At 61.5% G+C, this 24,745-nt stretch carries 24 protein-coding genes and 4 tRNA genes; 9 read left to right on the top strand and 19 right to left on the bottom strand.

Annotation, left to right across the window (positions count from 1 at the left end):
• Positions 1-10: 10 nt before the first annotated feature.
• The 7 genes from ABNP46_RS02555 to ABNP46_RS02525 form a co-directional block, all read right to left on the bottom strand.
• Entirely contained in the window at positions 11-973 is a 963-nt protein-coding gene (locus ABNP46_RS02555) for a LacI family DNA-binding transcriptional regulator (RefSeq protein ID WP_349920861.1), read from the bottom strand.
• Positions 974-1,102: 129 nt separating this feature from the next.
• Positions 1,103-2,242, bottom strand: a complete 1,140-nt coding sequence (locus tag ABNP46_RS02550) for a carbohydrate porin (RefSeq protein ID WP_349920860.1) — start codon at positions 2,240-2,242, stop codon at positions 1,103-1,105.
• Between the two features lie 201 nt (positions 2,243-2,443).
• Complete coding sequence (locus ABNP46_RS02545) at positions 2,444-3,373, bottom strand: ROK family protein (protein ID WP_349920859.1); 930 nt, start codon at positions 3,371-3,373, stop codon at positions 2,444-2,446.
• A gap of 11 nt (positions 3,374-3,384) precedes the next feature.
• Positions 3,385-3,696 (bottom strand): PTS N,N'-diacetylchitobiose transporter subunit IIA, encoded by a 312-nt coding sequence (chbA, locus tag ABNP46_RS02540; protein WP_042641204.1) that lies wholly within the window; start codon positions 3,694-3,696, stop codon positions 3,385-3,387.
• 48 nt (positions 3,697-3,744) lie between these two features.
• Positions 3,745-5,130, bottom strand: a complete 1,386-nt coding sequence (locus ABNP46_RS02535) for a glycoside hydrolase family 1 protein (protein ID WP_349920858.1) — start codon at positions 5,128-5,130, stop codon at positions 3,745-3,747.
• Positions 5,131-5,185: 55 nt separating this feature from the next.
• Complete coding sequence (locus ABNP46_RS02530; protein ID WP_349920857.1) at positions 5,186-6,511, bottom strand: PTS sugar transporter subunit IIC; 1,326 nt, start codon at positions 6,509-6,511, stop codon at positions 5,186-5,188.
• Between the two features lie 40 nt (positions 6,512-6,551).
• Positions 6,552-6,857 (bottom strand): PTS sugar transporter subunit IIB, encoded by a 306-nt coding sequence (locus ABNP46_RS02525; RefSeq protein WP_349920856.1) that lies wholly within the window; start codon positions 6,855-6,857, stop codon positions 6,552-6,554.
• A 265-nt stretch (positions 6,858-7,122) separates the two neighbouring features.
• Here ABNP46_RS02525 and ABNP46_RS02520 point away from each other — a divergent pair, with 265 nt between their 5' ends.
• Positions 7,123-8,418, top strand: a complete 1,296-nt coding sequence (locus tag ABNP46_RS02520; RefSeq protein ID WP_349920855.1) for a PTS sugar transporter subunit IIC — start codon at positions 7,123-7,125, stop codon at positions 8,416-8,418.
• Between the two features lie 93 nt (positions 8,419-8,511).
• Here the strand turns inward: ABNP46_RS02520 and ABNP46_RS02515 are convergent, their stop codons facing one another.
• A complete protein-coding gene (locus ABNP46_RS02515) occupies positions 8,512-9,462 on the bottom strand; it encodes an AEC family transporter (protein WP_349920854.1) in 951 nt (316 codons plus the stop codon).
• Between the two features lie 134 nt (positions 9,463-9,596).
• Here ABNP46_RS02515 and treR point away from each other — a divergent pair, with 134 nt between their 5' ends.
• The 4 genes from treR to ABNP46_RS02495 all read left to right on the top strand — a co-directional run bounded on the left by treR (position 9,597) and on the right by ABNP46_RS02495 (position 14,542).
• Positions 9,597-10,544 carry a trehalose operon repressor TreR gene (gene treR, locus ABNP46_RS02510; RefSeq protein ID WP_349920853.1) on the top strand — a complete coding sequence of 316 codons (948 nt, stop codon included), beginning with the start codon at positions 9,597-9,599 and terminating at the stop codon, positions 10,542-10,544.
• Between the two features lie 191 nt (positions 10,545-10,735).
• Positions 10,736-12,166, top strand: coding sequence for a PTS trehalose transporter subunit IIBC (gene treB / locus ABNP46_RS02505; RefSeq protein ID WP_349920852.1), 1,431 nt, complete (start codon positions 10,736-10,738; stop codon positions 12,164-12,166).
• A 72-nt stretch (positions 12,167-12,238) separates the two neighbouring features.
• Complete coding sequence (gene treC, locus ABNP46_RS02500) at positions 12,239-13,900, top strand: alpha,alpha-phosphotrehalase (RefSeq protein ID WP_349920851.1); 1,662 nt, start codon at positions 12,239-12,241, stop codon at positions 13,898-13,900.
• Positions 13,901-13,912: 12 nt separating this feature from the next.
• Positions 13,913-14,542, top strand: a complete 630-nt coding sequence (locus tag ABNP46_RS02495) for a sugar O-acetyltransferase (RefSeq protein ID WP_349920850.1) — start codon at positions 13,913-13,915, stop codon at positions 14,540-14,542.
• Positions 14,543-14,637: 95 nt separating this feature from the next.
• On the opposite strand, the gene ABNP46_RS02490 is transcribed toward ABNP46_RS02495, so the two are convergent.
• A complete protein-coding gene (locus ABNP46_RS02490) occupies positions 14,638-15,096 on the bottom strand; it encodes an Lrp/AsnC family transcriptional regulator (protein WP_349920849.1) in 459 nt (152 codons plus the stop codon).
• A gap of 105 nt (positions 15,097-15,201) precedes the next feature.
• Between ABNP46_RS02490 and ABNP46_RS02485 the strand changes: the two genes are divergently transcribed.
• Positions 15,202-16,080 carry an EamA family transporter gene (locus ABNP46_RS02485; protein WP_349920848.1) on the top strand — a complete coding sequence of 293 codons (879 nt, stop codon included), beginning with the start codon at positions 15,202-15,204 and terminating at the stop codon, positions 16,078-16,080.
• Positions 16,081-16,134: 54 nt separating this feature from the next.
• On the opposite strand, the gene ABNP46_RS02480 is transcribed toward ABNP46_RS02485, so the two are convergent.
• The 9 genes from ABNP46_RS02480 to plsY form a co-directional block, all read right to left on the bottom strand.
• Positions 16,135-16,734, bottom strand: a complete 600-nt coding sequence (locus ABNP46_RS02480; protein WP_349920847.1) for a Yip1 family protein — start codon at positions 16,732-16,734, stop codon at positions 16,135-16,137.
• 267 nt (positions 16,735-17,001) lie between these two features.
• Positions 17,002-18,345, bottom strand: coding sequence for a potassium channel family protein (locus ABNP46_RS02475; protein WP_349920846.1), 1,344 nt, complete (start codon positions 18,343-18,345; stop codon positions 17,002-17,004).
• A gap of 320 nt (positions 18,346-18,665) precedes the next feature.
• Positions 18,666-19,673, bottom strand: a complete 1,008-nt coding sequence (locus tag ABNP46_RS02470) for an OmpA family protein (protein WP_349920845.1) — start codon at positions 19,671-19,673, stop codon at positions 18,666-18,668.
• Between the two features lie 268 nt (positions 19,674-19,941).
• On the bottom strand, positions 19,942-20,274 hold the full coding sequence (locus ABNP46_RS02465) for a YegP family protein (protein WP_349920844.1): 333 nt from the start codon (positions 20,272-20,274) through the stop codon (positions 19,942-19,944).
• 121 nt (positions 20,275-20,395) lie between these two features.
• Positions 20,396-20,471, bottom strand: a tRNA-Asn gene (locus ABNP46_RS02460).
• Positions 20,472-20,515: 44 nt separating this feature from the next.
• Positions 20,516-20,591 (bottom strand) — tRNA-Phe (locus tag ABNP46_RS02455).
• A 3-nt stretch (positions 20,592-20,594) separates the two neighbouring features.
• Positions 20,595-20,670: transfer RNA gene (locus ABNP46_RS02450), tRNA-Thr, on the bottom strand.
• Positions 20,671-20,722: 52 nt separating this feature from the next.
• Positions 20,723-20,798 (bottom strand) — tRNA-Phe (locus ABNP46_RS02445).
• Positions 20,799-20,845: 47 nt separating this feature from the next.
• The gene (gene plsY / locus ABNP46_RS02440; RefSeq protein ID WP_349920843.1) at positions 20,846-21,508 is read right to left on the bottom strand and encodes a glycerol-3-phosphate 1-O-acyltransferase PlsY; all 663 of its coding nucleotides are present in this window, start codon (positions 21,506-21,508) and stop codon (positions 20,846-20,848) included.
• 159 nt (positions 21,509-21,667) lie between these two features.
• Between plsY and folB the strand changes: the two genes are divergently transcribed.
• The 3 genes from folB to ABNP46_RS02425 all read left to right on the top strand — a co-directional run bounded on the left by folB (position 21,668) and on the right by ABNP46_RS02425 (position 23,182).
• Positions 21,668-22,039 (top strand): dihydroneopterin aldolase, encoded by a 372-nt coding sequence (gene folB / locus ABNP46_RS02435; protein WP_349920842.1) that lies wholly within the window; start codon positions 21,668-21,670, stop codon positions 22,037-22,039.
• Positions 22,040-22,064: 25 nt separating this feature from the next.
• Entirely contained in the window at positions 22,065-22,574 is a 510-nt protein-coding gene (gene folK, locus ABNP46_RS02430) for a 2-amino-4-hydroxy-6-hydroxymethyldihydropteridine diphosphokinase (RefSeq protein ID WP_349920841.1), read from the top strand.
• A 119-nt stretch (positions 22,575-22,693) separates the two neighbouring features.
• Positions 22,694-23,182, top strand: coding sequence for a YbaK/EbsC family protein (locus tag ABNP46_RS02425; RefSeq protein WP_349920840.1), 489 nt, complete (start codon positions 22,694-22,696; stop codon positions 23,180-23,182).
• Positions 23,183-23,259: 77 nt separating this feature from the next.
• Here ABNP46_RS02425 and mdtD read toward each other — a convergent pair whose 3' ends face one another.
• Complete coding sequence (mdtD, locus tag ABNP46_RS02420; RefSeq protein WP_349920839.1) at positions 23,260-24,660, bottom strand: multidrug transporter subunit MdtD; 1,401 nt, start codon at positions 24,658-24,660, stop codon at positions 23,260-23,262.
• Positions 24,661-24,745: the final 85 nt, after the last annotated feature.

The raw sequence follows: 24,745 nt of genomic DNA, 5'->3' as shown, positions 1-24,745 counted from the left end.
AGGTCAAGCGTCAGCGCGCGACTACGGATTCACGCACCAGCAGGCGGCCGTGGAACTTCAACTGCTCGTCTGCGGGGAGCAGGCGCTGGGCCAGCTGGGCCTGCAGCAGACGTACGCACTCCTGCGCCAGACGTTCGCTCGGGTACTCGATACAGGTGAGCGGCGGGGTCAGCTGATCCGCCAATGGGGATCCCTCCAGGCTCATCACGGAAACGTCCTGCGGAATGCTGAGGTTGAACTCTCGCAGCAGGCGCATGGCATCGGCGGCCAGGGTATCGCGCTGCACGATGAGTGCGGTGAAGGGCAGATAGCGGTTGAGCAGACCGAGCAGGGCTTGCTGGTTGCCGGTGCCGTCGATCACCAACTGGCTGTTGTAGGGCAGAGACTGCTGTTGCAGCGCCTGCTGATAGCCCTGGATGGCATGCTTTCCGGCGGGTGAGTGTTTGTCATCGAGCATCAGCACCAGCTGACGATGCCCCTTGCCGAGCAGGAAACGGCAGGCGCTCTCGGTGGCGAAAGTCAGGTCATAGCAGAGATTGAGGTTGTCCGAATCGGTGACACCATCGAGCTGGATCAGTCGCTCATCCGCTTGCAGCGCCTCTTTGGCACCGATCACCAGCACGCCGTCACAGCGGCCTCCCAGCAGCTCGTCGACCGCTTGCTGCTGTTGGGACAGCCCTTCGGCGAAACGCACCAGCATGCTCTTGCCGGCCTCAGTGAGAAATCCGTCGATCAGGGGCAACATGCTGGCCAGATGGCCGCCCAACTGGGGCGAGAGGATGACGCCGATGCAGTCGGTCGCCTGGGTGGCGAGGGAGCGAGCGGTCGCATTGGGGCGAAAGTTCAGTTGCTCCGCCGCCTGCAACACGGCCAGCCGGCTCTCTTCACGCACCCCGCGCGAACCGCTCAGGACACGGGAAACGGTGGCTTTTGATACATTCGCGAGGCGCGAGACATCGGTAATATTGGCCATGGCTTCATCAACGGTAACCGGTTAACAGGTTTCCATCCTAGCACAAACCGACGCCAGCCGGTAAGGGTTGCCTCGTTGCACCAACGGAAAAGGGGAGCCAGGGCTCCCCTCTGTCACGCAGGCTTGTTATCAGAAGTAGTATTTGAAACGCACCCGGCCACCGTAGCGATCCATGTTGTCCACCTCGCCGCTGTCGACGTTCAGCTGCGACCAGTAGGCCCCCAGATAGATGTCGAAGTTGCTGAGATCCAGCACGCTGGGGATCTTGTAGGAGGCATAGACGGTGTTGATGGTGTGCTTGCCGATCATCTTGCTGAAGTCGGCACTGGTGTTGTTCAGGTTGGCGTTCGTGATGTCGTTGATGGCATAGATGTAGCCCAGACCCGCGTTGTACCAGACGAGGTTGGCACCCAAAGTGGTATCGGTTTCATCTTCGGCGTCCATACGGGCCGCACTGGCGTTGATGACCAGGGCATCCTGGGTCCAGCTGGTGGTGATGCCGTAGCCCAGACGATCGGAGACGGAAACGTCGTCACTGGTGACGATGGCGTCATTGATCACGTTGCCTTCGGCCCCCAGTGCCACCTTCAAATTCTGCCCCTTCCAGGCGATGACGGGGCGCACCATGATGGAATCCTTGGCCTTGGTCAGCTCGTAGCCATGGTACTGCTGACCGGCGAACAGGTTGGTCCTGTCCCCGATCAGGGTAGAGAGTTCCAGATACCAGTTGCCCGTCTCCTTGTTGAGCAGCAGTTGCCCCCCCTTGCTGGCCCGGCCGCGCCCTTCCTTGAGCATATAGACGTAGCCATTGCCGTCGACGTAGAGATCGTTGGCGCTGTCGCCGGAGTGTTCGACAAAGATGTCCTGTCCCAGCGGGAACATGTCATAGGCCTCGAAGCGGCCGACCTTCATGCCCCAGTTGTTGCGCTGACCGAAGCCGAGATACGCATCGTCGGCGCCGGCACCACCATTGGTGCCTATGGTCGGCTGGATCTGGATCTGGCCATAACGCCCATCTTCCAGCTCCCGCACACCGAGGAAATTCAGCAACAGACGGCCGTCCTCATCCCAGCGATCATCCCGGGTCTCGCTGGTCTGGCCCAGCACGTTGTTGCGGTTGGTGTTGGAGGCGTTGAGGTTGATCTCGGCATCCCCTCCCAGGCTCAGGCGCCCGAAGTCCGTGTTGGTTTCCACCACGGCACTGGCCATGAAGGGAGTGCCCAGGGCCAGGATGGCCAGCAGTTGGACGGACAGGTTTGTCAGTTTCATTATTATCATTCCTTGAGTTTTATGAATTTGATTTATAAGTGTTTCTTTATTTGTCTCTCCGCAGAGAGGGCAAATTCGGGCATGCCTTTCCCCCATCGCGAGGCAATGTGAGGCAAGGAACATGGGTAGTACGGGTGAGCGCCTTGGCCCGGCCCCGCGTCTTAATTCATGGCGAACATGGGCGTCTTCCCCCGCCAGGGATCAGATGGACCAGGTCGCGACCTCTTCGCTGCAACTGGGCAACCAGGCGGCGCCGCGCACACCGCTGCTGTCCCCATAACGGGCGGGCAGCAATCGGGTGATGCAGCTGTCCGAGAACAGATAAGGCGCCAGGGCCGCGGGCAGATCCCGATAGAGGGCATCCAGGTTGGAGAGGCCGCCGCCAAACACGATGACGTCCGGATCCAGCACGTTGATCAGGCTGGCCACGCTGCGGCCGAGGGCACCGATGAAGTGCCGGTAGTGGGCCTGGGCCTCCGGATTGTCCAGAGCCGCTGCCGCCATGATCTCCGGGGTGCTCATGCTCACCCCATGGGCCTGGTTGAAGCGGGCGCTGAAACCGGTACCAGAGATGAACCGCTCGATGCAGTTGTCGCGGCCGCAATAACAGGGCTGGGTGGGGCCATCCAGAGCCGGGTCGTAACCGGGCAAGGGATTGTGACCCCACTCCCCCGTGATGGCATTGGGGCCGACGATGAGCTGACGGTTGACCACCAGACCGCCGCCGCAACCGGTGCCGAGTATGATGCCAAACACCAGCCGCCCCGCCTCCCCGGCTCCGTCGACCGCCTCCGACAGGGTGAAGCAATCGGCGTCATTGGCGATGGCAACCGGCTGACCCAGCGCCTGGGTCAGATCGCCCTTGAGATCCTGACCATTCAGGAACAGGCAGTTGGCATTCTTGATACGACCCGTGTGGGGATCCATGGCCCCAGGCAACCCGATGCCGATGCTGAAGGGGCGATCCAGCTCCTGGCGTATGCCTTCCACCCACTGCGTGATGGTGACGAGGAATTCACCATAGCCACTGGTCGGGGTGGCGATGCGCTTGCGCAGCAGGCTCACCCCCTGACCATCGAGCAGTTGTGCCTCTATCTTGGTGCCCCCGATGTCGAGTCCGAGTCGCAACATGATGATCTCCCTCAGGCGGCCAGCTTGCGGTGCAGCTCGATGAGCTCGGTGACCAGCTCCCGGGCCAGCATGGCGGTCATCAGGTGATCCTGGGCGTGTACCAGGATCAACTTGACCGGGATCTTGCCCTCCCCCTCGTCCGCCTCGATCAGCCGGGTCTGCACCGCATGGGCTGCGTTGGCGGCCTCGGCGGCCTGACGCAGCAGATCGTCGGCCTCGGTAAACTGGCCGGCCCTGGCCTGGCGCAATGCCTCGAAACAGAGGCTGCGGCTCATGCCGGCGTTGATGATGAGACCCATGACTGTCTCTTCCAGATCGAACATATGTACTCCTTGATGAGGGCCGACGCGGGCCGACCCCGTGGCAGACAATCAGTTGAAGCCGTTTTCGCGCGCGGCGGTAGCGAACCACTCCCCGCTCTTCTTGATGCGGCGAGTCTGGCTACCCAGCTCCAGTTCGATGAAGCCGTAGCGGTTCTTGTAGGCATTGCTCCAGGACCAGTTGTCGATGAAGGTCCAGAGGTGATAGCCCAGGCACTGGCAGCCTTCCTCCAGCCCCTTGTGCAGCCAGATGAGGTGATCCCGAATGAAGCCGATACGGTAGTCATCCTGGATCTGGCCATCCTCTCCCTTGAACTTGGCCTCCCCCTCGACTCCCATGCCGTTCTCCGAGATGTAGCTCGGGATGTTGCCGTAGTGATCGCGCAGGTTGGTGAGGATGTCGTAAATGCCTTTTTCGTAGATCTCCCAGCCCCGATGCGGGTTCATCTTGCGACCCGGCATCTCGTAATGGTCGAAGAACCACTCCGGCATGAAGGGGCTGGCAGGATTGACCGCGTTGCTGCGTGCCTTGACCCGGCGCGGCTGGTAATAGTTGACCCCGAGCAAGTCGATCTTGCCGGCCGCCAGCAGGGCCTTGTCCCCCGGCCCGCAGGCGGGCAGCTGGTCATGTTCCGCGAGCAGGGCCACCAGCTCAGCCGGGTATTCCCCCTTGACCGCCGGATCCAGGAAGCTGCGGTTGAACAGCAGATCCGCGATGTTGGCCGCCTTCAGGTCCGCCGGGTGCTGCGAACGTGGATAGGAGGGGGTGAGGTTCAGGATGATGCCTATCTGGCCATCCTGACCGAGGATGCGGTAACGCTGCACCGCCGCGGCATGGGCCAGCATGGTGTGGTAGGCCACGGTGGCGGCGCGGCGAAAATCCACCACGTTCGGGTAGTGGAAGTCGTAGAGATACCCCCCCTCCACCGGCACGATCGGTTCGTTGAAGGTGAACCAGTGTTTGACCTTGTGACCGAACAGCCGGAAGCAGGTGTCGGCGAACTCGGCGTAGGCGGCGACCACCTCCCGGCTCTCCCAGCCCCCCAGCTCCTGCATGCTCATGGGCATGTCGAAGTGGAACAGGCAGATGAAGGGCTCTATCCCTTGCGCCGCCAGTTCATCGAGCATGGCGTCGTAGAAGGCGACGGCCTGCGGATTCGGTTCGCCACGCCCGGCGGGGATCAGCCGCGACCAGGCGATGGAGGTGCGAAAGCTGTTGTGACCAAGCTGCTTCAACAGGCCAATGTCATCGCGAAAATGCTCATAGAAACCGGATGTCTGCGCCGGCCCAATCTGCTGATGGAAACGGTTGGGGGATTGCTCGAACCAGTGATCCCAGATGGTGGGTGCCTTGCCATCTTGCTGGCTGGCGCCTTCCGCCTGGGCGGCGGAGGAGGCACTGCCCCACCAGAACTGTTCAGGAAAACGGTATTGCATCTCGTGTTACTCCAGGCTTTGAAAAAAGAGGCCGCCAGGCGGCCCCAGCAGGCAATCAACGGCTGGCAACGGCCGCCAGTGTCGGTTCTTTCGTGTCAGTCTGTTCTTCCTGCTTGAGCAGGGTGCGCTCATAGGCTTTCAGGAAGGGGTAATACATGGCCGCGGCGGAGCACATGCACAACAGGCTCAGGATCATGGGGCTGATGGCCCAGTTGGCGGCCCAGGAGGCACCGATGGGGCCCGGTGTGGTCCAGGGAGTGAGCGACACCACCCGCTCGACCAGGCCGAAGTCCAGGGCAAACCAGGCCAGGGTGGCGTTGATCATCGGCACCAGGATGAAGGGCAGGAAGAAGACCGGGTTCATGACGATGGGGGCGCCGAACAGTATGGGTTCGTTGATGTTGAACAGACCCGGTACCACGCCCATCTTGCCGATGGATCTCAGGTGCGCCGCCTTGCTGCGCAGCAGCAGGAAGGCCAGTGGCAGAGTGGAACCAACACCGCCGATCAGCAGATAGTGATCCCAGAAGCCCTGCAGGAAGATGTGGGGCAGCGCCTCACCCGCCGCCATGGCGGCCTGGTTGTTGGCGAGGTTCGCCATCCAGAACGGGTTCATGATGCCGGTGACGATCAGGGCGCCGTGGATCCCGGCGAACCAGAGGATCTGGCACACCAGCACGGCCAGCAGCATGGCGGGCAATGAATCCGATGCCGCCACCAGCGGCTTGACCAGGGACATGATGGCTTCCGGCAAGATCATGCCGGTAGCCCCTTCCAATATCAGGTTGAGGGGATGCAGGGTCAGGATGATCACCAGCACCGGGATCAGCACCTCGAAGGAGCGAGCCACACCGGTCGGCACCTGGGGTGGCAGCTTGATGGTGATGTTGTTGCGCTTGAGGAAGGCGTAGACCTCGGCCGCATAGATGGCGGTGATCAGGGCCGTGAAGATCCCCTGGCCGGAGAAGTACTGCATGGAGATGGCGCCATCCTTGACCGGCGCGGCCACCAGCATGAAGGACATCAGGCAGAGCAGACCCGTGGTGACCGGATCCAGTCCGTTCTGACGGGCCAGGCTGGCCCCTATCCCCACCGAGATGAACAGGGTCATCAGTCCCATGCTCAGCTGGAACGGCAGCAACAACTGGGGTTGATAGGTGGCCGAGAAATCGAGCCAGGCGCGGGCGAAGCCCCACTGGGTCTGGGGCGAGAAGGGGGGGAAGATGAACACCAGCATGAAGCTGCCGACGATCATGAAGGGCAAGGCGGCGATGAAGCCATCACGGATGGCCTGCACATATTTCTGCTGACCAATCCGCCCGGCCAGGGGGCTGACCCGGTTTTCGATGGTACTGACAAAGCGTTCGTAAAGGGTGTTCATGAAGGTTTCCTTGTGACTGTCACTGGTTTGGGTCTGCTCATCAGCCGATCAGGGCGAGGGCGTGGTCGAGGACCTTGTCACCCCGCTGCATGCCGTAATCCATCATGTTGATGGTCTCGACCGGTACGCCGTGAGCGGCAGCCCGCTGCTGCAACTCGGCCAGCATGTATTTGACCTGGGGCCCCAGCAGCACCACCTGGTAATGGGGCATCTGCAGATCGAACTCCGCCGCTCCGAAGGCCTGTATCTCGGCGCTCAATCCCCGCTTGTCCGCTTCCTCTTTCATCTTCTTGACCAGCAGGCTGGTAGACATGCCCGAGGAGCAGCACAACATGATTTTTTTCATTTCCCGATTCTCCAGACGTTCATAACGGACGACGCATTCTTGATCGAACGGATTTAACTTGGAAACCGGTTTCCATTTCAAATCCATTGATGTGTGAGCGGGATCGGCAATTTCCGGTAAAAAGCGGTGGGAAGTGTGAGCGACCTAATGAAATGGCAAAATGGTTGCGGATATTACGGAAACAAAAACCCAAAGCCGTCAATATGGAGCCCAAGCCCCATGACAAAAAGGGGCAATGGACACACAAGGGACGGAACAAAACCTGATGAACCTGCAATGGATGGCAATGCTGGTCGGCATGATCGAGCAACGCATGGTACCGTTTGCCAATTGGCTGACACGCAGTCGCCATGTGCTCTCGCTACGAGATGGTTTCCAACTGGCGATGCCCTTCGTCATCGTCGGCAGCCTGCTGGTGCCGATCCTGTTTCCGCCCGTCTCCCCCGATACCCCGCACGCACTCGGGCAGTGGCTGCACTGGCTGTCGCGAGCGCTGCATCCCTTCCTGTTTCCGGTCTATTCCCACACCCTGGGGCTGGTGGCGCTGATCATCGCCTTCGGCTCGGCCTCCAGCCTCGCCAAGGCCTATGAGATGCCGGAGCGGCTGTGTGGTCTGGGGGGCTGCATGGCGTTTCTGATGCTGATCGACTTTCGTTCGCTGCAACCCGGGGTGTTTGGCTATCTGGGGGGAGCCGGGATCTTCACGGCCTTGCTGATGGCCTTCTACTCGGTGGAGGTGACGCGCTTCTTCTATCGCCGTGGCTGGTATATCCATATGCCGGAGGAGGTGCCGGTGATGACCCGCCGCGGCTTCCAGCTAATCGTGCCACTGCTGTTCATCATGCTCTCGCTGAGCCTGCTGCGGCTCTGGTTGCAGCAACAGTTCGGTATCAGCCTGCCAGACTTCATGGCCTCCCTATTCCGACCCCTGATCGTGGGGGCCGACACCCTGCCGGCCCTGCTGATCACCCTGCTCATCGCACACCTGCTCTGGTTCATGGGGATCCACGGTGCCCTGATCGTCACCGGTTTGCTGTCACCGTTCTGGATGGCCGGGGTGAGCGCCAACCAGGCGGCACTGATGGCGGGCGAGCCCCTGCCCCACATCTTCCTGCAGGGTTTCTGGGACTATTACCTGTTGATCGGTGGCATAGGCACCACGCTGCCGTTGGTGTTCATGGCCATGCGCAGCCGCTGCCACTACATCCAGTCGGTGGGCAAGCTGGGCTTCATTCCCTCCATGTTCAACATCAACGAGCCCCTGCTGTTTGGCTTCCCCATCATAATGAACCCCTTGTTTTTCCTGCCCTTCATCAGCGTCCCCCTGATCAACGCCGTGATCGCCTGGCAGCTGACCCAGTGGGGTTTCCTCGACAGGTTCATCGCCCTGCTGCCCTGGTCCATGCCCTCTCCCCTCGGCGCCGCCTGGGCGGCCAACGGCAGCTGGAACAACGGCCTGATGAGCCTGGTCTGCATCCTCAACAGTTATGTGCTCTACCGCCCCTTCTTCCTGGCCCACGAGAAGATGGTGCTGGAGCAGGAGCGCGAGCGGCTGGGATAAGAGGGTTGCCCGGTATATCAACGCAATCTCTGGCAAGGGCCGCCAAAGAGATCGGGGAATCAGAGCGAGCAATATGGGCGACCAGCTCGCCCCTTATCCCATCAATCCCAGGTAGTTCATCAGTGCCGCCCCCAGGCTGGTGCTGACCAGGGAGCCCAGGGTGGTGGTGGCAATGATGTTGGCGGCGAGTACGCTGTCGCCTCCCATGGCGCGGGTCATCACATAGCTGGCGGCCGCCGTCGGGGTGGAGCTGATGAGGAACAGGATGCCGAGGGCCTGGGGGCTGAAGCCGAGCGCCCAGGCCCCCAGCACCAGCAGCACGGGGATGCAGAACAGCCGGTTGGCGGTGGCCCAGCCGGTCAGGCCGGCCCCGCCACGCAGGGCTTTGAGATTGAGGCTGGCGCCAGTGCAGAGCAGGGCCAGCGGCAAGGTCATGTTGGCAAAATAGTTGCCGGTGCTGATCACCAGCTGGGGCAACTCGATGCCGAGCAGGCCGAAGGGCAGCGCCGAAACGATGGCGATGATCAGCGGGTTTTTGACTATCCCCTTGAGGATGGGCTTGATCCCCCGCCCGCCCCCCAGGCTGCGGGTGAGGGTGATGACGGCCAAAATGTTGTAGAGCACGGTCACCGCCCCCACCAGCAGGGCCGCGGCCCCTATCCCCTCCGGGCCGTAGGCGTTTTGCACATAGGCCAGCCCCATGATCCCCATGTTGCCGCGAAAACTGCCCTGCACGAAGATGCCTCTGAGCTTCTGCTCGCTGATGAAGCGGGACGCCAGCAGTTCGAGGATCAGGAAACCGGCGAGGGTTCCCAGCAGACCGTAAAGGATGAGCCAGGGGCTCGGCATGGTGGAGAAATCCGTGCGCACCATGCTGAGAAACAGCAGAGCAGGCAAGGTGACCTGAAACACCAGACGGGAGGCGGACTCGACGAAGCTGTCTGGCAGTAGTCCCAGGCGCTTGAGCCAGATGCCGAGTACCAGCACCATACAGATGGGGCCCGTGATGGAGAGGGAGAAGTGCAGACTTGCCAACAGATCCATGATGCGCGTCCTGTGCGTAGCGAGCGGCAGGCCGTCGCCGAAATGGAGAGGGGAGCGGCCATTCTAACGCCATGGGCTTGTATTCACAGGGGTTTGTCACAACAATACGGACAATTCCCTCCCGAGCACCCGATATGGAAAAGAAACTGACCATCCTCGACATCGCCCGCCTGTCGGGTGTCGGCAAGTCGACCGTCTCCCGAGTGCTCAATCAGGATCCCAAGGTGAAACCCCAGACCCGGGAGAAGGTGGAGCAGATCATCGCCCAGCACGGCTTCGTGCCGAGCAAATCGGCGCGCGCCATGCGCAGCCAGAGCCAGCAGGTGGTGGGCATCATTGTCTCCCGTCTCGATTCGAGCTCCGAGAATCAGGCGGTGCGCGGCATGCTGGAGACCCTCTACGCCCGTGGCTACGACGCCGTGTTGATGGAGAGCAAGTTCTCCCCTGACAAGGTGAGCGAACACCTGGCGGTGCTGGCGCGGCGCGGGGTGGACGGCATCATCCTGTTTGCCTTCAACGATCTCGACTACGACGCCATGACCCCGTACCGGGAGAAGCTGGTGCTGGTAGCGAGGGAATTTACAGGATTTTCCTCTGTCTGCTTCGACGATGCCGGCGCGGTGCGTACCATGCTGGCCCAGCTGACCCGGCGTGGCGCCCGCGACATCGCCTATCTCGGGGTGGACGTGTCGGATCTCACCACCGGCCAGCGCCGACTCGACGCCTATCTCGCCCACTGCCAGGAGCAGGGGTTGATGCCCCGCCATGCCCTCGGGGATCTCAGCCTGCAGAGCGGCTATCGGCTGGCGGCCGAGCTGCTCACTCCCAGCACCCAGGCCCTGGTCTGCGCCAGCGACACCCTCGCCATGGGGGCGGCCAAATACCTGCAGGAGCAGGGTCGGGGCGAGGTGCTGGTCACCGGCCTTGGCAACAACCCCCTGCTTGGTTTTCTGTTCCCCAACGCCCTCAGCCTGGATCTCGGCTACAAGGGAGCCGGCGAGCAGGCGGCCCGTCAACTGCTCGGCCAGATAGAGCAGGACCTGCCCCCCCAGGCCAGCATCGCCCCCAGCCGGTTGCCGTGACCCCCATCACGACCCATTGAGTGAAAATCACCCGTTTTGTGAGATCACCCACGAAATGGGAACGTTCCCATTTCTGCGAAAAGAAATTGGTAGCATGCTAAATAGGAACTATACCAAGAACGCTCGGGCCGGCAGATTGGCCCTACAGGGTGATGCATACCAAACTCAATGGAGTCACAGAGGGAAGACTCATGTCCAAGATCAACGCACAACATCTGGCCCAGCTCATCGACAAGATCGGCGGCAAGGAGAACATCGCCACCGTCAGCCATTGCCTGACCCGGCTGCGCTTCGTGCTCAATGACCCGGCCAAGGCCGATTCCAAGGCCATCGAGACCATACCGGCAGTGAAGGGCAGCTTCACCCAGGGTGGCCAGTTCCAGGTGGTCATCGGCAACGAGGTGGAGCAGTGGTACAAGGCGCTCACCGAGGAGATCGGCGTGAGCGGCGGCAGCAAAGACGCCGCCAAGCTGGCGGCACGCCAGAACATGAATCCGCTGGAGCGCGGCATCTCCCATCTGGCGGAGATCTTCGTCCCCCTCTTGCCCGCCATCATCACCGGCGGTCTGATCCTGGGCTTTCGCAACGTCATCGGCGACATCAAGATGTTCGATGACGGCACCCACACCCTCACCGAGATCAGCCAGTTCTGGGCCCAGGTCCACGCCTTCCTCTGGCTGCTGGGCGAGGCCATCTTCCACTTCCTGCCGGTCGGCGTCTGCTGGTCTGCAGTCAAGAAGATGGGCGGCTCCGAGATCCTCGGGATCGTGCTGGGGATCACCCTCGTCTCACCCCAACTGATGAACGCCTACGGCATCGGCCAGCAGACCCCGGAAGTGTGGGACTTCGGCCTCTTCGTCATCCAGAAGGTCGGCTACCAGGCCCAGGTCATCCCGGCCCTGCTGGCAGGGGTCTTCCTCGCCTGGGTTGAGACCAGCCTCAAGCGCATCATCCCGGCCTATCTCTATCTGGTCATCGTGCCCTTCATCTCCCTGCTGCTGGCGGTGATCGTCGCACATGCCCTGATCGGCCCCTTCGGTCGCTGGATTGGTGAAGGCGTCGGCTTCGCCGCCAAGGCCGCCATGACGGGCTCCTTCGCCCCCATCGGCGCGGCCCTGTTCGGCTTCCTCTATGCGCCCCTGGTCATCACAGGTATCCACCACACCACCAACGCGGTGGATCTGCAGCTGATGCAGAGCATGGGCGGTACCCCGATCTGGCCGCTGATCGCCCTCTCCAACATCGCCCAGGCTTCTGCGGTCGTCGGTATCATCCTGATCAGCCGCAAGGAGAACGAGCGCGAGATCTCGGTGCCTGCCGCCATCTCCGCCTACCTCGGGGTGACGGAACCAGCCATGTACGGCATCAACCTGAAATACAAGTTCCCCATGCTGTGCGCCATGGTGGGATCGAGCGCGGCCGCTCTCATCTGCGGCTTCGCCGGGGTGATGGCCAACGGCATCGGGGTCGGTGGCCTGCCGGGCATCCTCTCCATCCAGCCGCAATACTGGGGCATCTACGCCATCGCCATGCTGGTGGCCATCGTGGTCCCCGCCGTGCTGACCCTGCTGGTCTACAAGCGCCAACAGGCTGCTGGCAAGCTGGAACTGGCCGCAGCCTGATCCCAAATAGCAAAATACGAGGCGCAGCCCGGTGCAGCGCCTCGTCATACCAAGCAACACGAGAACCTGACCATGAGCCAGACACCCTGGTGGCAGAGCGCCACGATTTACCAGATCTACCCCAAGAGTTTTCAGGACAGCTGTGCCCGTGGCACCGGTGACCTCAAGGGGATCATGGCCCGCCTCGATTACCTCAAGACCCTCGGCGTCGACGCTCTCTGGCTAACCCCTGTCTACGTCTCCCCCCAGGTAGACAACGGCTACGACATCGCCGACTACCTCAATATCGATCCCGCCTACGGCACCATGGCGGACTTCGAAGCCCTGCTGGCGGCGGCCCACGAGCGCGACATCCGCATCGTCATGGACATCGTCGTCAACCACACCTCCACCGAGCACGCCTGGTTCAAGTCGGCACTGGGAAACAAGCAGAGCCCCTATCGCGACTACTACATCTGGAAAGATCCGGTGGGCGGCGGCGTACCGAACAACTGGATTTCCAAATTTGGCGGCAGCGCCTGGGAGCTTGATAGCGCCACCGGCCAGTACTACCTGCACCTGTTTGCCCGCGAGCAGGCGGACCTCAACTGGGAAAACCCGGCGGTGCGGGCTGAAGTGAAGAAGATCATCCACTTCTGGGCCGACAAAGGCATAGACGGCTTTCGCCTTGACGTCATCAACCTCATCTCCAAGGATCTGCGCTTCCCGAACGATGAACACGGCGATGGCCGCCGCTTCTACACCGACGGGCCGCGCATCCACGAATTCCTGCAGGATGTGAGCCGCGACGTGTTCGCCCCCGTGGGCGCCATGACGGTGGGGGAGATGTCCTCCACCTCCCTGGAGCACTGCCAGCGCTACGGCGCGCTGGATGGCTCCGAGCTCTCCATGGTGTTCAACTTCCACCACCTGAAAGTCGATTACCCGAACGGGGACAAGTGGACCAAGGCACCGTTCGATTTCCTCGAGCTCAAGCGCATCTTCAACCACTGGCAAAGCGGCATGCACGGCAAGGCCTGGTCGGCGCTGTTCTGGTGCAACCACGATCAGCCGCGCATCGTCTCCCGCTTCGGCGACGAAGGGGAGCATCGCGTGGTGGCCGCCAAGATGCTGGCCACCACCCTGCACGGCCTGCAAGGCACCCCCTACATCTATCAGGGGGAGGAGATCGGCATGACCAATCCGGGTTATGGCAGCATCGACGACTACCAGGATGTGGAGAGCCGCAACATCTTCGCCATCAAGCAGGCCGAGGGCATGAGCGAAGCCGAGATCCTCGCCATCCTGGGGGCCAAGTCGCGGGATAACGCCCGCACGCCCATGCAGTGGAGCGATGCCCCCAACGCCGGTTTCACCCAGGGCACGCCCTGGCTCAAGCCCGCCGCCAACTACCCGGCAATCAACGCAGAGGCCGCCCTGGCGGACGCCGATTCGGTGTTCTGGCACTACCGGGATCTCATCGCCCTGCGCAAGGCCCACCCCATCTTCACCCTGGGAGATTATCAGGAGCTGCTGCCGGGCCACCCGCGCCTCTGGGCCTACGCCCGTCACTGGCAAGGCAAGGCACTGCTGGTCGTGAGCAACTTCTATGGCGAAGCGGTCGACTTTGCCCTCCCCGGCGGCCTGCCGACCGGCAATGGGCAACGGCTCCTTGGCAACTACCCGGACAGCCCGGCACAGCCGCAATCCTGCACGCTGCGCCCCTATGAGTCAGTTATCTGGCTGATGGAATGATTGATGGAACATATGAATTCAAAAATCGCATTTGAGCCAAATAAAACACCACAAAAACGGAATCCAGAATGGCTGAAGATGGTGGCCGGCGAGGACTATGACGCTGCCGACCCCGATCTCAAGGCGGCGCGAGAGCGCTGCCGCAGCCTCTACCACAGGTTCAACACCCTCTGGCAGGAGAAGCCCGAGCAGGATGCCCTGCTCTGGGCCCTGCTCGGTGGTCGTGGCAAGGCGTGTGCCATCAACCCGCCCTTCTTCTGCGACTATGGCGCCAACATCTTCGTCGGCGAAAACTTCTACGCCAACGTCAATTGCACCATCCTGGATGTGTGCGAGGTGCATATCGGCGACAACGTGCTGCTGGCGCCCGGGGTGCAGATCTACACCGCCGCCCACCCCATTGCCGTCGTTCCCCGGGTGGCCGGGGTCGAGTTCGGCAAACCGGTGCGCATCGGCAACAACGTCTGGATAGGTGGCAGCACCGTCATCTGCCCCGGCGTCACCATAGGGGACAACAGCGTGATTGGCGCGGGTTCCGTGGTGACCAAGGACATTCCGGCGGGCGTGGTCGCGGTGGGCAACCCTTGCAAGGTGCTGCGTCCCATGACGGCGGAGGAGCTGGCGGGCGGGCAGCCCGGCTGAAAAAGAAGGGGCAGCTAGTACCTGCCCCTTCTTGTTTGCCTGCCGACCCCTTCGCGCGCCTTTGATTCCCTCAAGGCAACAACCCCCCCCCTTTCTCAGCCGGGCAGCAAGGCGCCGCAACGCTTGTGCTGCCCCATGACGACCAGGGTCTTGAAGCTGCGCACCTGCTCTCTGGCATGGAGCACCCGCCGGGTGAACTGCTCGTAACTCTGCATGTCCCGCGCGGCGACCTGCAGCACGAAGTCCTGTTCACCCGTCACGTACCAGAGATCCATCACCTCGGGTTCCCGCTGCAGGCTGGCGATCATCTCATCGACGATGCGGCCGTGATCCCGCTCCAGGGTCACCAGCACCAGCATGGTGATAGGCCAGCCCATGGTGGCCGGGGCCACCAGTGCCACCTCCCGTTCGATGAGGCCAGTCTCCCGCAGCTCCCGGACACGGCGGTAACAGGCAGGGGCGGAAAGACCGACCCTGTGGGCCAGCTCGGGAATGGGCAGACGGGCATCCTGCTGCAGCTCGGACAGGATGAGCAGATCAAATTTGTCGGTCACGGGGCTCAAGAGATAAAAATTATCATGTAAGGCCAGTATTAGACCGAAATTACGGCAGCCTCCAGATATATTTTCTTGCTTATACCCTACTCAGGTTTGAACAAGATGCAGCCAAACAGCCCCGCCCTCTCCTCCCTGCTGGCCGTCCTGCTCGCCATGCTGTCAATCACCCTGGGCGCCTCCCTGGCCAAGTCGCTGTTTCCCCTGCTGGGGGCCGCCGGCACCACATTATTCCGGCTGGGGTGTGCCGCCCTCCTTCTGTCTCTGGTGTTTCGTATCTGGCAAGCGCCCCTCGAGAGGCGCACCCTGCTGATGGCCATCCCTTACGGACTCTCGCTTGGGGCCATGAACCTGCTCTTCTACCTGGCCATTGAGCGCATCCCCCTCGGCGTGGCGCTGGCCATCGAGTTCATCGGCCCGTTGACGGTGGCGCTGCTCAACTCCCGCCACCGGGAAGACTTCATCTGGCTGGCACTGGCCATCGCCGGACTGCTGCTGCTCCTGCCCCTGCGGGCGGCCGAACAGGCCATCGATCCCCTGGGGGCCGCCCTGGCCCTCGGTGCCGGCGTGTTCTGGGGACTCTATATGCTGACCGGCAAGCGGGCAGGTGCCTTGCTGGGGCCCCAGGCGCCGGCTCTTGGCATGTGGGTGGGCACCCTGCTGGTGCTGCCCTTCGGCCTCGGCGGGGCGAGCGAGGCCAGCTTCACCCTCCCCCTGGTGTTGACCATAGCGGGGGTGGGGCTGCTCTCGAGTGCCATCCCCTACTCCCTCGAGATGTTCGCCCTGCGCCGGTTGCCGCTCAAGAGCTACGGCATCCTGACCAGTGGCGAACCAGCCATGGGCGCCCTGATGGGATTGTTGCTACTGGGGGAGCAACTGCCTCCGTCCCAGTGGCTGGGAATAGCCGCCATCATAGCCGCGTCGATGGGCACCACCTGGCATGGGGGACGACGACGCGCCAACCCGGTCAGAAAGGGTGAGTGATCCCCATGGAAAAGGCGCCATCAGGCGCCTTTTTTACGGTGATGCACACCTTGGCTAATGCATGAAGACGGGTCCGAAACCGGATCCCCAGAGGATGGCGGTGCTCGCCAGCACGCAGACCAGCAACACCAGCCCCACGGTGACCACAGAGCTCGCATAGATGAAGCCCTGCTCCTTGGTGATGTGCATCAGGATGGGAACCCCGATATAGAGCAGATAGACGGAGTAACTGAGGCCGATGAGACCGATGATCATCACGAACCAGAGATGGGGGAAGAAGGCGGAGAAGCCGACCATGAACAGGGGCGTCGAGGTATAGGCCGCAAGTTCGAGGGAGGTGGTGTAACTGGGATCGGCCCCGAAGGTGTGACCCATCCAGTGCACCAGGTAGGAGAGGGCGAAGACGCCGACGATGAGGGCGAGATACATGGCCACCGACAGCACGAAGGCGCTGTCCGCGGTCAGCCGGATGGGTTCGCCGACCCCGATGCTCCAGCCGATGTGGACGGCGGAATAGTAAGCGCAGACTGATGGGATAAGGGCCACGAGCAGGATGTGGGTCAGGCTGTTTCTGAAGCTGTCGTGCCGCTCGTCTATGGTATGCCATTCGGTGTGAGGATGGGCATACAATCCCCATAAGTGATTCAATATCATAGCGTTGTTCCTTATCTGCAGTGATGGTTGACTGATCCGTGCCGATCCTGCTCCTCTGTCTTGTTGTCGCTTGCATCCCCATTCGGCCAAGGCTGACCCCGGCCACGCACCTTAAATAAAGTCGCTCCCCATCCCCCCCGTCAAGCCAGCCACCGCCCCCAGAAACGACGAAGCCCGGCACTCAGGCCGGGCTGGACAATTAGGGGGGCGGGTTTCATCCCCGGGGCGTGGCAAAGAGCGCAGACCCGGGCATCCCCGACATGAGCCTCAATATTGCTTGGTTTTCGACGCGAAGCCCGCGAGGAAGAGACCGGTCAGGAACATGCCGCTGAACGCCTCTATGGCCGACAGCAGCTGGAGTGGCGACGAAGTCTGGGAGATGTCCCCGTAACCCAGGGTCACGAAGGTGACGATGCTGAAATAGAGCGAACGACCGAGGTGGCCGTGGGTGACGGACTCCGGCGCCAGGAAGTAGGTCAGGGTCGCCAGCAGGATCACCCCCATGGACATCAGCAGGCTGCGGATGGGCCGTTCCCCAAAACCCCAGGTGATGAAGCTGATGAACTTGGAGGCACATTTCAGATAGCAGAGCAGGGAGAGCATCCCTTTCTTAAGCGGGCCGCTGCGCAGCCAGCTGTCCTTGTAGAGCTCCTTCGGGCTCGCCAGGGATCGCATCTCGTGCAGCTTCTCCTGGTAGTAGCACTCTCCGGCATCGACCGTATCCCCCACGCTGGAGAAGAGCCGCTTGGCATTGCGGTACAGCTTGCTCGCCTCGCTGTGGTCGATCCGGCCATTCTCGTTGTAGCTGACCTGCACCTTGTCCAGATTGGTGTGCTCCATGGTGGCATCGAAGTTCTTGGCGCTGACGTTGAAGTTCTTCAGCACGGCCCGGGACGAGTGGAAACGGATCTCCTCGCACTCGATGGTAAAGTCCTGAAACACCCCGTCCTCCAGCGCCAGCTCCCGCTTCTTGGCCCAGGCCCTGTGGTCCCACAGCAGGGAATCGAACAGATCCAACCCTATGATGCCGCCGTTGACCCTGACCCCCTTGGCCGAGCAGTGCCACAGATAGACCTTGGAGTTGTTGACCGCACCATCCAGAGAGAGCTCGTCGAGACAGGTGAAGTCGAGCAGCCGTCCCGAGATGATGGGACTCTGCAGGGTGACGCCTCCGATATTGAGTAGACGATGCTCGCCAAGCACCTGCGCCTCCCCCTTGTTGTTCTCGGAGACCGACAGCAGGCTCTGCACCCGCTTCGCCTGATCCTTGCCATGCTTGCCGGCCAGCCACATGAGGTAGGGTTCGAAACGGGATTCGGAGCGGATGAGCCCGCTCTTGCGCAGGGACTCCAGCGCACTGGAGGCGGTCTCGTACAGACGGATCTTGTCGTCACTCATGTAGACGCAGAGGCTCTGTACACAGCGGGAGCTGATGAAGCGGGCAATGCCGATCTGGAAGATGACCGCCTTGTCTATCTTCTGCTCGCTCATCCAATCGTCAAAATGGGGCAACGAGGCCGTCAGCAGTTCCCAGATCAGGGGATAGTCATTCTCCCGGCGCCATTCGTTGAACTGCTCGGGAGAGAGCTGCCAAAGCTCGGTTGCGTTCATAGATTACCTCGATAGCAAATAGGGTCTGCCAGGCATTATCCGGAAGAGAGGGACAGGTACTGAAAGCCCTGGCCTACGTGACCGGCCTGATGCAAGGGGCGCCGTGGTCAACGTCCGTCTGGCCACCATACTAGGTGAGGAGCAAGAGGCAAGTCACTGATAGGAAATAAATAAGGGGCAGATGGCGACGACGTGCCGCCTTGGGCTGGCACTGAGCACCGCAGCCTCGAGCCAGGCGGTGCCAGATCGTCACCGTCGCGCAGACAAGCAAGAGGGGATGCCATGGCATCCCCTCTTCATATCACCCGGGCAGGATCAGCTTACTGCTGGACTTCCTGCACGCCGGAGACGCGCACTTCCACGCGGCGATCCGGGGAGAGGCAGGCGATCAGCTCATTGCCCTTGACGCCGTCACACTGGGTGCCGGTCACGGGGTCGGCTTCGCCATGGCCCTCGACGGAGATCTTGCTGGCCGGCAAGCCCTTGCTCACCAGGAAGTCGGCCACGCTGCGGGCGCGCTCTTCGGACAGCTTCTGGTTATACGCCTCGGAACCGACGCGATCGGAGTAACCCACGACGATGGCGCTGCCATCCTTGGGCTGGGATGCCGTGATCTGCTGATACAGACCGTTCAGGGCATCCACCCCTTCCGGTTTCAGATCTGCCTTGCCGAAGGCAAACAGCACATCAGAGCTCAGGGTGAAGTTCTTCTCGACGACTTCGGGGGCCGCGGCCTCTGCAACCACAGGAGCGGCCACCGGTGCGACATAGGAAGTACGGAACGGATGGTAGACGGCTTCCAGGGTCGTCACGCTCTGGTTGGACTTGTACTGCTCGCCAGTGTGGGTGGTCAGGTCTGCCACATCCCACATGTAGCGGTAGCGCGCCTGCAGATCCAGTGCATCGTTGACCTTGTAGGTCAGACCGGCACCGGCCAGCGGAGAGACGCGGGTATCGCTGGTGCCCAGACCGTCGGTATGGCCCCAGTAGGCGCCCGCTTCACCGAACAGGGAGAAGTTCTCGCCAAGGGGCAGACGCGCAATACCGGACAAGGTGGCACCTTGGCTCTCGTAACGGTTGCCATCGGTGTTGCCGCGGCCGGTGTACTGGTAGCCCAGCTCGGATCCGAAGTATTCGTTGAAGTTGTAACCGGCAAAGACGTTGGCCGCCGCGGCATCTTCTTCGCCCGTGTTGACGCCTTCAATCTTGTTCAGGCCGTTGAAGTGGGTCGCACCCACGCCGGCACCGAAATAGAAGTCATCGCTTGCGTGTGCAGTCGTCGCCGCCAGTGCCAATGCAATCCATACAGGTTTCAGTCTCAAAGTCATCACAACCTCATCTATCTTGGGTTACGGGCTTGTCACCCTTATTCTTACTGAGTGCCAATTGTACCGGCTGAACCTTGTACAGAAGCTTAAGCGGCGGGACGCTTTGCCAGATACGGCTTGCTAGTCATTCACATAACTCTTTTGTTTTCAGTCCATTGCATCAGCAAAACGGCGCCGGACTATCAGGATGTAAAAACAACGCTTTTCCGGCGAGCCAAACGAAAAAGAGCGCCGCAGCGCTCCTGGTTCACATCGAAAGGTGTCCGGATCAGAGGGTCAGATCCTTGATGGTCTGGGTCGGGCCATTGGTCTGGACCGACTGGATGCCATTTTGTGCCGACGCCTTGCTGGCATACATCTGGCTGGAGCCGATGACCTGATGGTTTTTGGCTTTCAGCGTGAAGTGATACTGACCATTGGCCGCCTCTTTCAGATCATATTGCCCCGCCTCCTGGGCATTGGTCTGGACCGAGGCGATACCGTTCTGGGCCGCCGCCTTGCTGGTATACATCTCGCTATTGAGGATCACCTGATCATTCCCCGCCTTGAGCACAAAGTAGAACTGGTCGTTCTTGGCCAGCTTCAGTTCATAGCTTCCCATCGTCTTCTCCTCGCCATCAGTGGGTGCGCCTATCAGGCTAGTCCGCTTTTCAGCGATGCTGATGACGGTGAGCGAAAAACATAAAAAAAGACCCTTGTCTTGCGACAAGGGTCTTTTGAATTGGCTCCTCCTACTGGACTTGAACCAGTGACATACGGATTAACAGTCCGCCGTTCTACCGACTGAACTAAGGAGGAATTGTACTTTGGAGCCCAGACATTGCTATCTCAGCGTCCTAACGTGGTGCCCAGAGACGGAATCGAACCGCCGACACGGGGATTTTCAATCCCCTGCTCTACCGACTGAGCTATCTGGGCAAATGGTGCCGGCTACCGGAATCGAACTGGTGACCTACTGATTACAAGTCAGTTGCTCTACCTACTGAGCTAAGCCGGCACACTTTAAACCATTGTGCATGAACAAATTTTTATTTCATGGCACCAAAATTTGGTGCCCAGAGACGGAATCGAACCGCCGACACGGGGATTTTCAATCCCCTGCTCTACCGACTGAGCTATCTGGGCGTGGGCGCTATTAAACGGATTTTACGGCAGGTGGTCAACGGGAAATTTCACTTTTTGTCTCGTTCGTCTCTTTTTTGCGCAGCATCATCCATTTCTGTCACTTCCGTAGCAGAAGCCGCCCTGCGGCGCCCCCAGAGGCGAGACTCCTCCCCTCTCAGCAAGCGGGTGATGTTCTCGTGATGGCGGATGAGAATGAGGCAGGAGAGCAGGGAGACCGGCAGGGTGTACTCGGGTTTGAGCAGGTAGGTAAAGAGCGGCGTCAGCAGCACGGTCACGATGGAGGCCAGGGAGGAATAGCCGCTCACCACCAGCACCAGCAACCAGGTCGCGATGGCCGCGCCCCCCATGGCAAAGCCGATGGGCAGCATGGTGCCGAGCGCGGTGGCGACCCCCTTGCCGCCGCGAAAATGGAAGAAGAGGGGATACATGTGGCCAAGGCAGGCCGCCACCCCGATGAAGCCGAGGTAGACCGGCTTTATTTCCAGATACCAGGCGAGGTAGACGGGGGCCATCCCCTTGAGTACATCCAGCAGCAGAACGATCAATGCTGCCAACCGACCACCGAGGCGCAGCACATTGGTTGCCCCCGGATTGTGGGAGCCGTGATCCCGGGGATCCGGCAATCCGGTGAAGCGGGAAACCAGCACGGCACTGGACAGTGAACCACCCAGGTAGGCCAGAATAATCATTAAAATCGTCAGGGCCGTCATCTTGGTCGTTTTTACCACGATATGAATGGGGTATGATGCGGGCCACATTCTCTGGCCTGGGCGCGTCGCCCAAACCGACCGTCAGCGGCAATCTGCTTGCCAGGCCAGCATCCCAGCGCTGTCTTCACAGCCCATCAAGAGTAAAGAAGAAGTACTGTCATGGACAAGGTGTTTATTCGCGGACTCGAGGTTTTGACCACCATAGGGGTCTATGAGTGGGAGAAGGGCATTCGCCAGAAGCTCAGCTTCGATCTCGAGATGGGGTTCGACAACCGCCCCGCCGCCGCAACCGACGATATCAAGCTGGCACTGGACTACGCCACCCTCTCCCGCAAGATCTGTGATCACGCCGCCAACACCGTCGTCGAACTGGTGGAGACCATGGCCGAACAGGTCGCCGCGCTGGTACTGGCCGACGCGCGCGTACAATGGGTCAAGGTCACCCTGACCAAGCCGACCGCCGTGCCCAATGCCGCCGGCGTCGGTGTCGAGATCCTGCGTCACCGCACGCCGGCCGCGAGTGCCCAGTGAGTCAGCCCGTCGGGAGGAAGCATCCATGACCCGCATCTTCATCAGTCTGGGCTCCAACATAGAGCGGGAGCGCCACATCCGGGCCGGGCTCGATGCCCTGCATGCCGAGTTTGGCGAACTCCAGGTCTCCCGGGTCTTTGAGAGTGCGGCGGTGGGCTTCAACGGCCGCCCCTTCTACAACCTGGTGGTGGGAGCCGAAACGGATCTCCCGCTGACAACCCTGTGCCAGCGACTGCGGGCCATGGAGTTTGCCCACGGCCGCGAGCCGGATGCCAAGAAGTTCGCCCCCCGCACCCTGGATCTCGATCTGTTGCTCTACGGGAGCCTGGTGTGTGAAGGGCCGGTCGAGCTGCCCCGCGCCGAGATCCTCACCAACGCCTTCGTGCTCTGGCCGCTGGCCGAGCTGGCCCCCGAGCTGCGCCATCCCCGTGATGGCCGCACCCTCGGTGAGCTGTGGCACGCCTACGACAAGGCCTCCCAGCAGCTCTGCCCCATCCCCTTCCAGTGGGAAGCCAGCGAGTTGCAACCCCATTGATCGACGAGGGCACCCAGGGTGCCCTCGTTGTTTATCCGTCCTCCCTTATCCGTCATAAGAAAGGATGATTGGGCTCGGGCCAGACCGGCTGGCACTATGACCCCAGACAGGAGACCCCCATGCCACTCGATACCATTCACGACTTCAACAGCCAGCTGCTGGCAGACCTTCCCCACCAGCGCTACCAGCACGAACCCATCCTGGACTACGCCACCGACGAGCGGGTCAAGGCCCGCCTCGGCTGGCAGGCCGAATTCAGCAAGACCCTGTTTCTCAAGTTCAAGGATGGCCGCTTCGCCCTGCTGCTGACCCACAGGGACGGACGGCTCGACAACAAGGCGGTTAAGGCTAGTCTGGGAGCCAAGCCCTCCATCTGTACGGCCGAGGAGATGCAGGCCGAGATCGGCTGCCTGCCGGGGGCGGTCTGCCCCTTCCTGCCCCGTGCCGACATCCCCCTGCTGGTTGACCCACTCCTGCTGACCCACGAGGCCTTCACCTGGACCCCGGGCCATCCGGAGCAGACCTTCCTGCTGGCCACCGAACATCTGGCCGAGATGCTGGCCCGGCTGCCCTGCCCGGTCAGCTATCTGTCCACCTCACAGGCCTGAGCCGCGCCGCTCTCCCCACCCGGATCAAGCACGGCAATGACCCTTTCTCCCCCGTCATCAGGGAGAAAGGCGTCGGCTCAGCCCCTTCTCTCCTGCTTGCCCAGCTGGGCGAAGATCAGCGCCGCCAGCATGGACATCAGGCCGATGCACAGATAGGTGAGGTGGAAGCCACCGAGCCAGAATTCGCTGTCCCCCGCCGGCCTGCCGGCAGAGAAGAGGCCGAGCAGGCTGGCGGCAATGGCCACCCCCAGGCTCATGGAGAGCTGCATCACCACCGACAGCAGGCCGTTGCCGCTGCTGGCATGTTCCGGACTCAGATCCTGCAGGGTGAGGGTGTTCATGGCGGAAAACTGCAACGAGTTGATGGCACCGAACACCGCCAGCCAGACCAGCAGTACCCCATGGGGCACCTGGTTGTCGATGAAGTAGAAGCTGGCGATCATCACCCCCAGCGCCAGGGTATTGCCGATCAGGATGCGGCGGTAACCGATGCGGGGAATGAGCTTGTTGACCAGCGTCTTGGTCAGGATGGCGCCGATCACGGTCGGGATCATGGTCATCCCCGCCTTGCTCGGCGAGAAGCCCAGCCCCAGTTGCAGGAAGAGCGGGGTGAGGAAGGGCATGGCACCGCTGCCGAGGCGGGCGAACAGGTTGCCCCAGATGCCGATGGCGAAGGTCGAGGTCTTGAACAGCGCCAGGCTGAACAGCGGCTGCTCGGCATTGGCGGCATAGAGCCAGTAGCTCGCCATGGCGGCGAGGCCGAACAAGACGGCAAACAGCGCCCAGCCGGTCGATATACTGTGCTCCCCTAGCCCTTGCAAACCGACAGATACCAACACCATACCGACGCTGAACAGCACAAACCCCTGCCAGTCAAACCTGGCCGTCTGCTGTTTCAGCTCCGGCATGAAGCTCCAGCTGGCGATGAAGCCGACCAGGCCCACCGGCAGGTTGATGAGGAACACCCAGTGCCAGCTCGCCACCTCCACCAGCCAGCCCCCCAGCGCCGGACCGATGAGGGGCCCGAGCAGACCGGGGATGGTGACAAACGACATCACTCGCAGCAGCTCGTGCTTGCTGTAGACCCGCAGCACGGCGAGCCGCCCGATGGGCATCAGCAACGCCCCGCCCACCCCTTGCAGCACCCTTGCTGCCACCAGCAGCGGCAGGGTGTTGGCCACGGCACAAGCCAGGGATCCCAGAGTAAACAGCAGGATGGCCGCCAGATAGACCCGGCGGGTACCGAAACGGTCGGCCAGCCAGCCGGAGGCGGGAATGAGCAGGGCCACCGTCAGCATGTAGGCGATGATCACCGACTGCATCTGCAGCGGGCTCTCTCCCAGAGCCGCCGCCATGCTGGGCAAGGCGGTATTGAGAATGGTGCCGTCCAGCGTCTGCATGAAAAAGCCGACCGCCGTCAGCAGGGGCAGCCACTTGCGTTGTGCCGGGGTAACCAGGTGCGAGTTGTCGTCGGGCATGGAGTCACCTCTTGTGGACCTGAACATCGTTGAACCGAAAATGGTTGGCCTGAAAATACGTTGCCTAAAAATAGACCCGCACGGC

The organism is Aeromonas veronii, assembly GCF_040215105.1.
GTDB lineage: Bacteria > Pseudomonadota > Gammaproteobacteria > Enterobacterales > Aeromonadaceae > Aeromonas > Aeromonas veronii_G.
The sequence above is the reverse complement of the archived record's forward strand: the minus strand, read 5'-3'. Positions and strand labels throughout refer to the sequence as shown.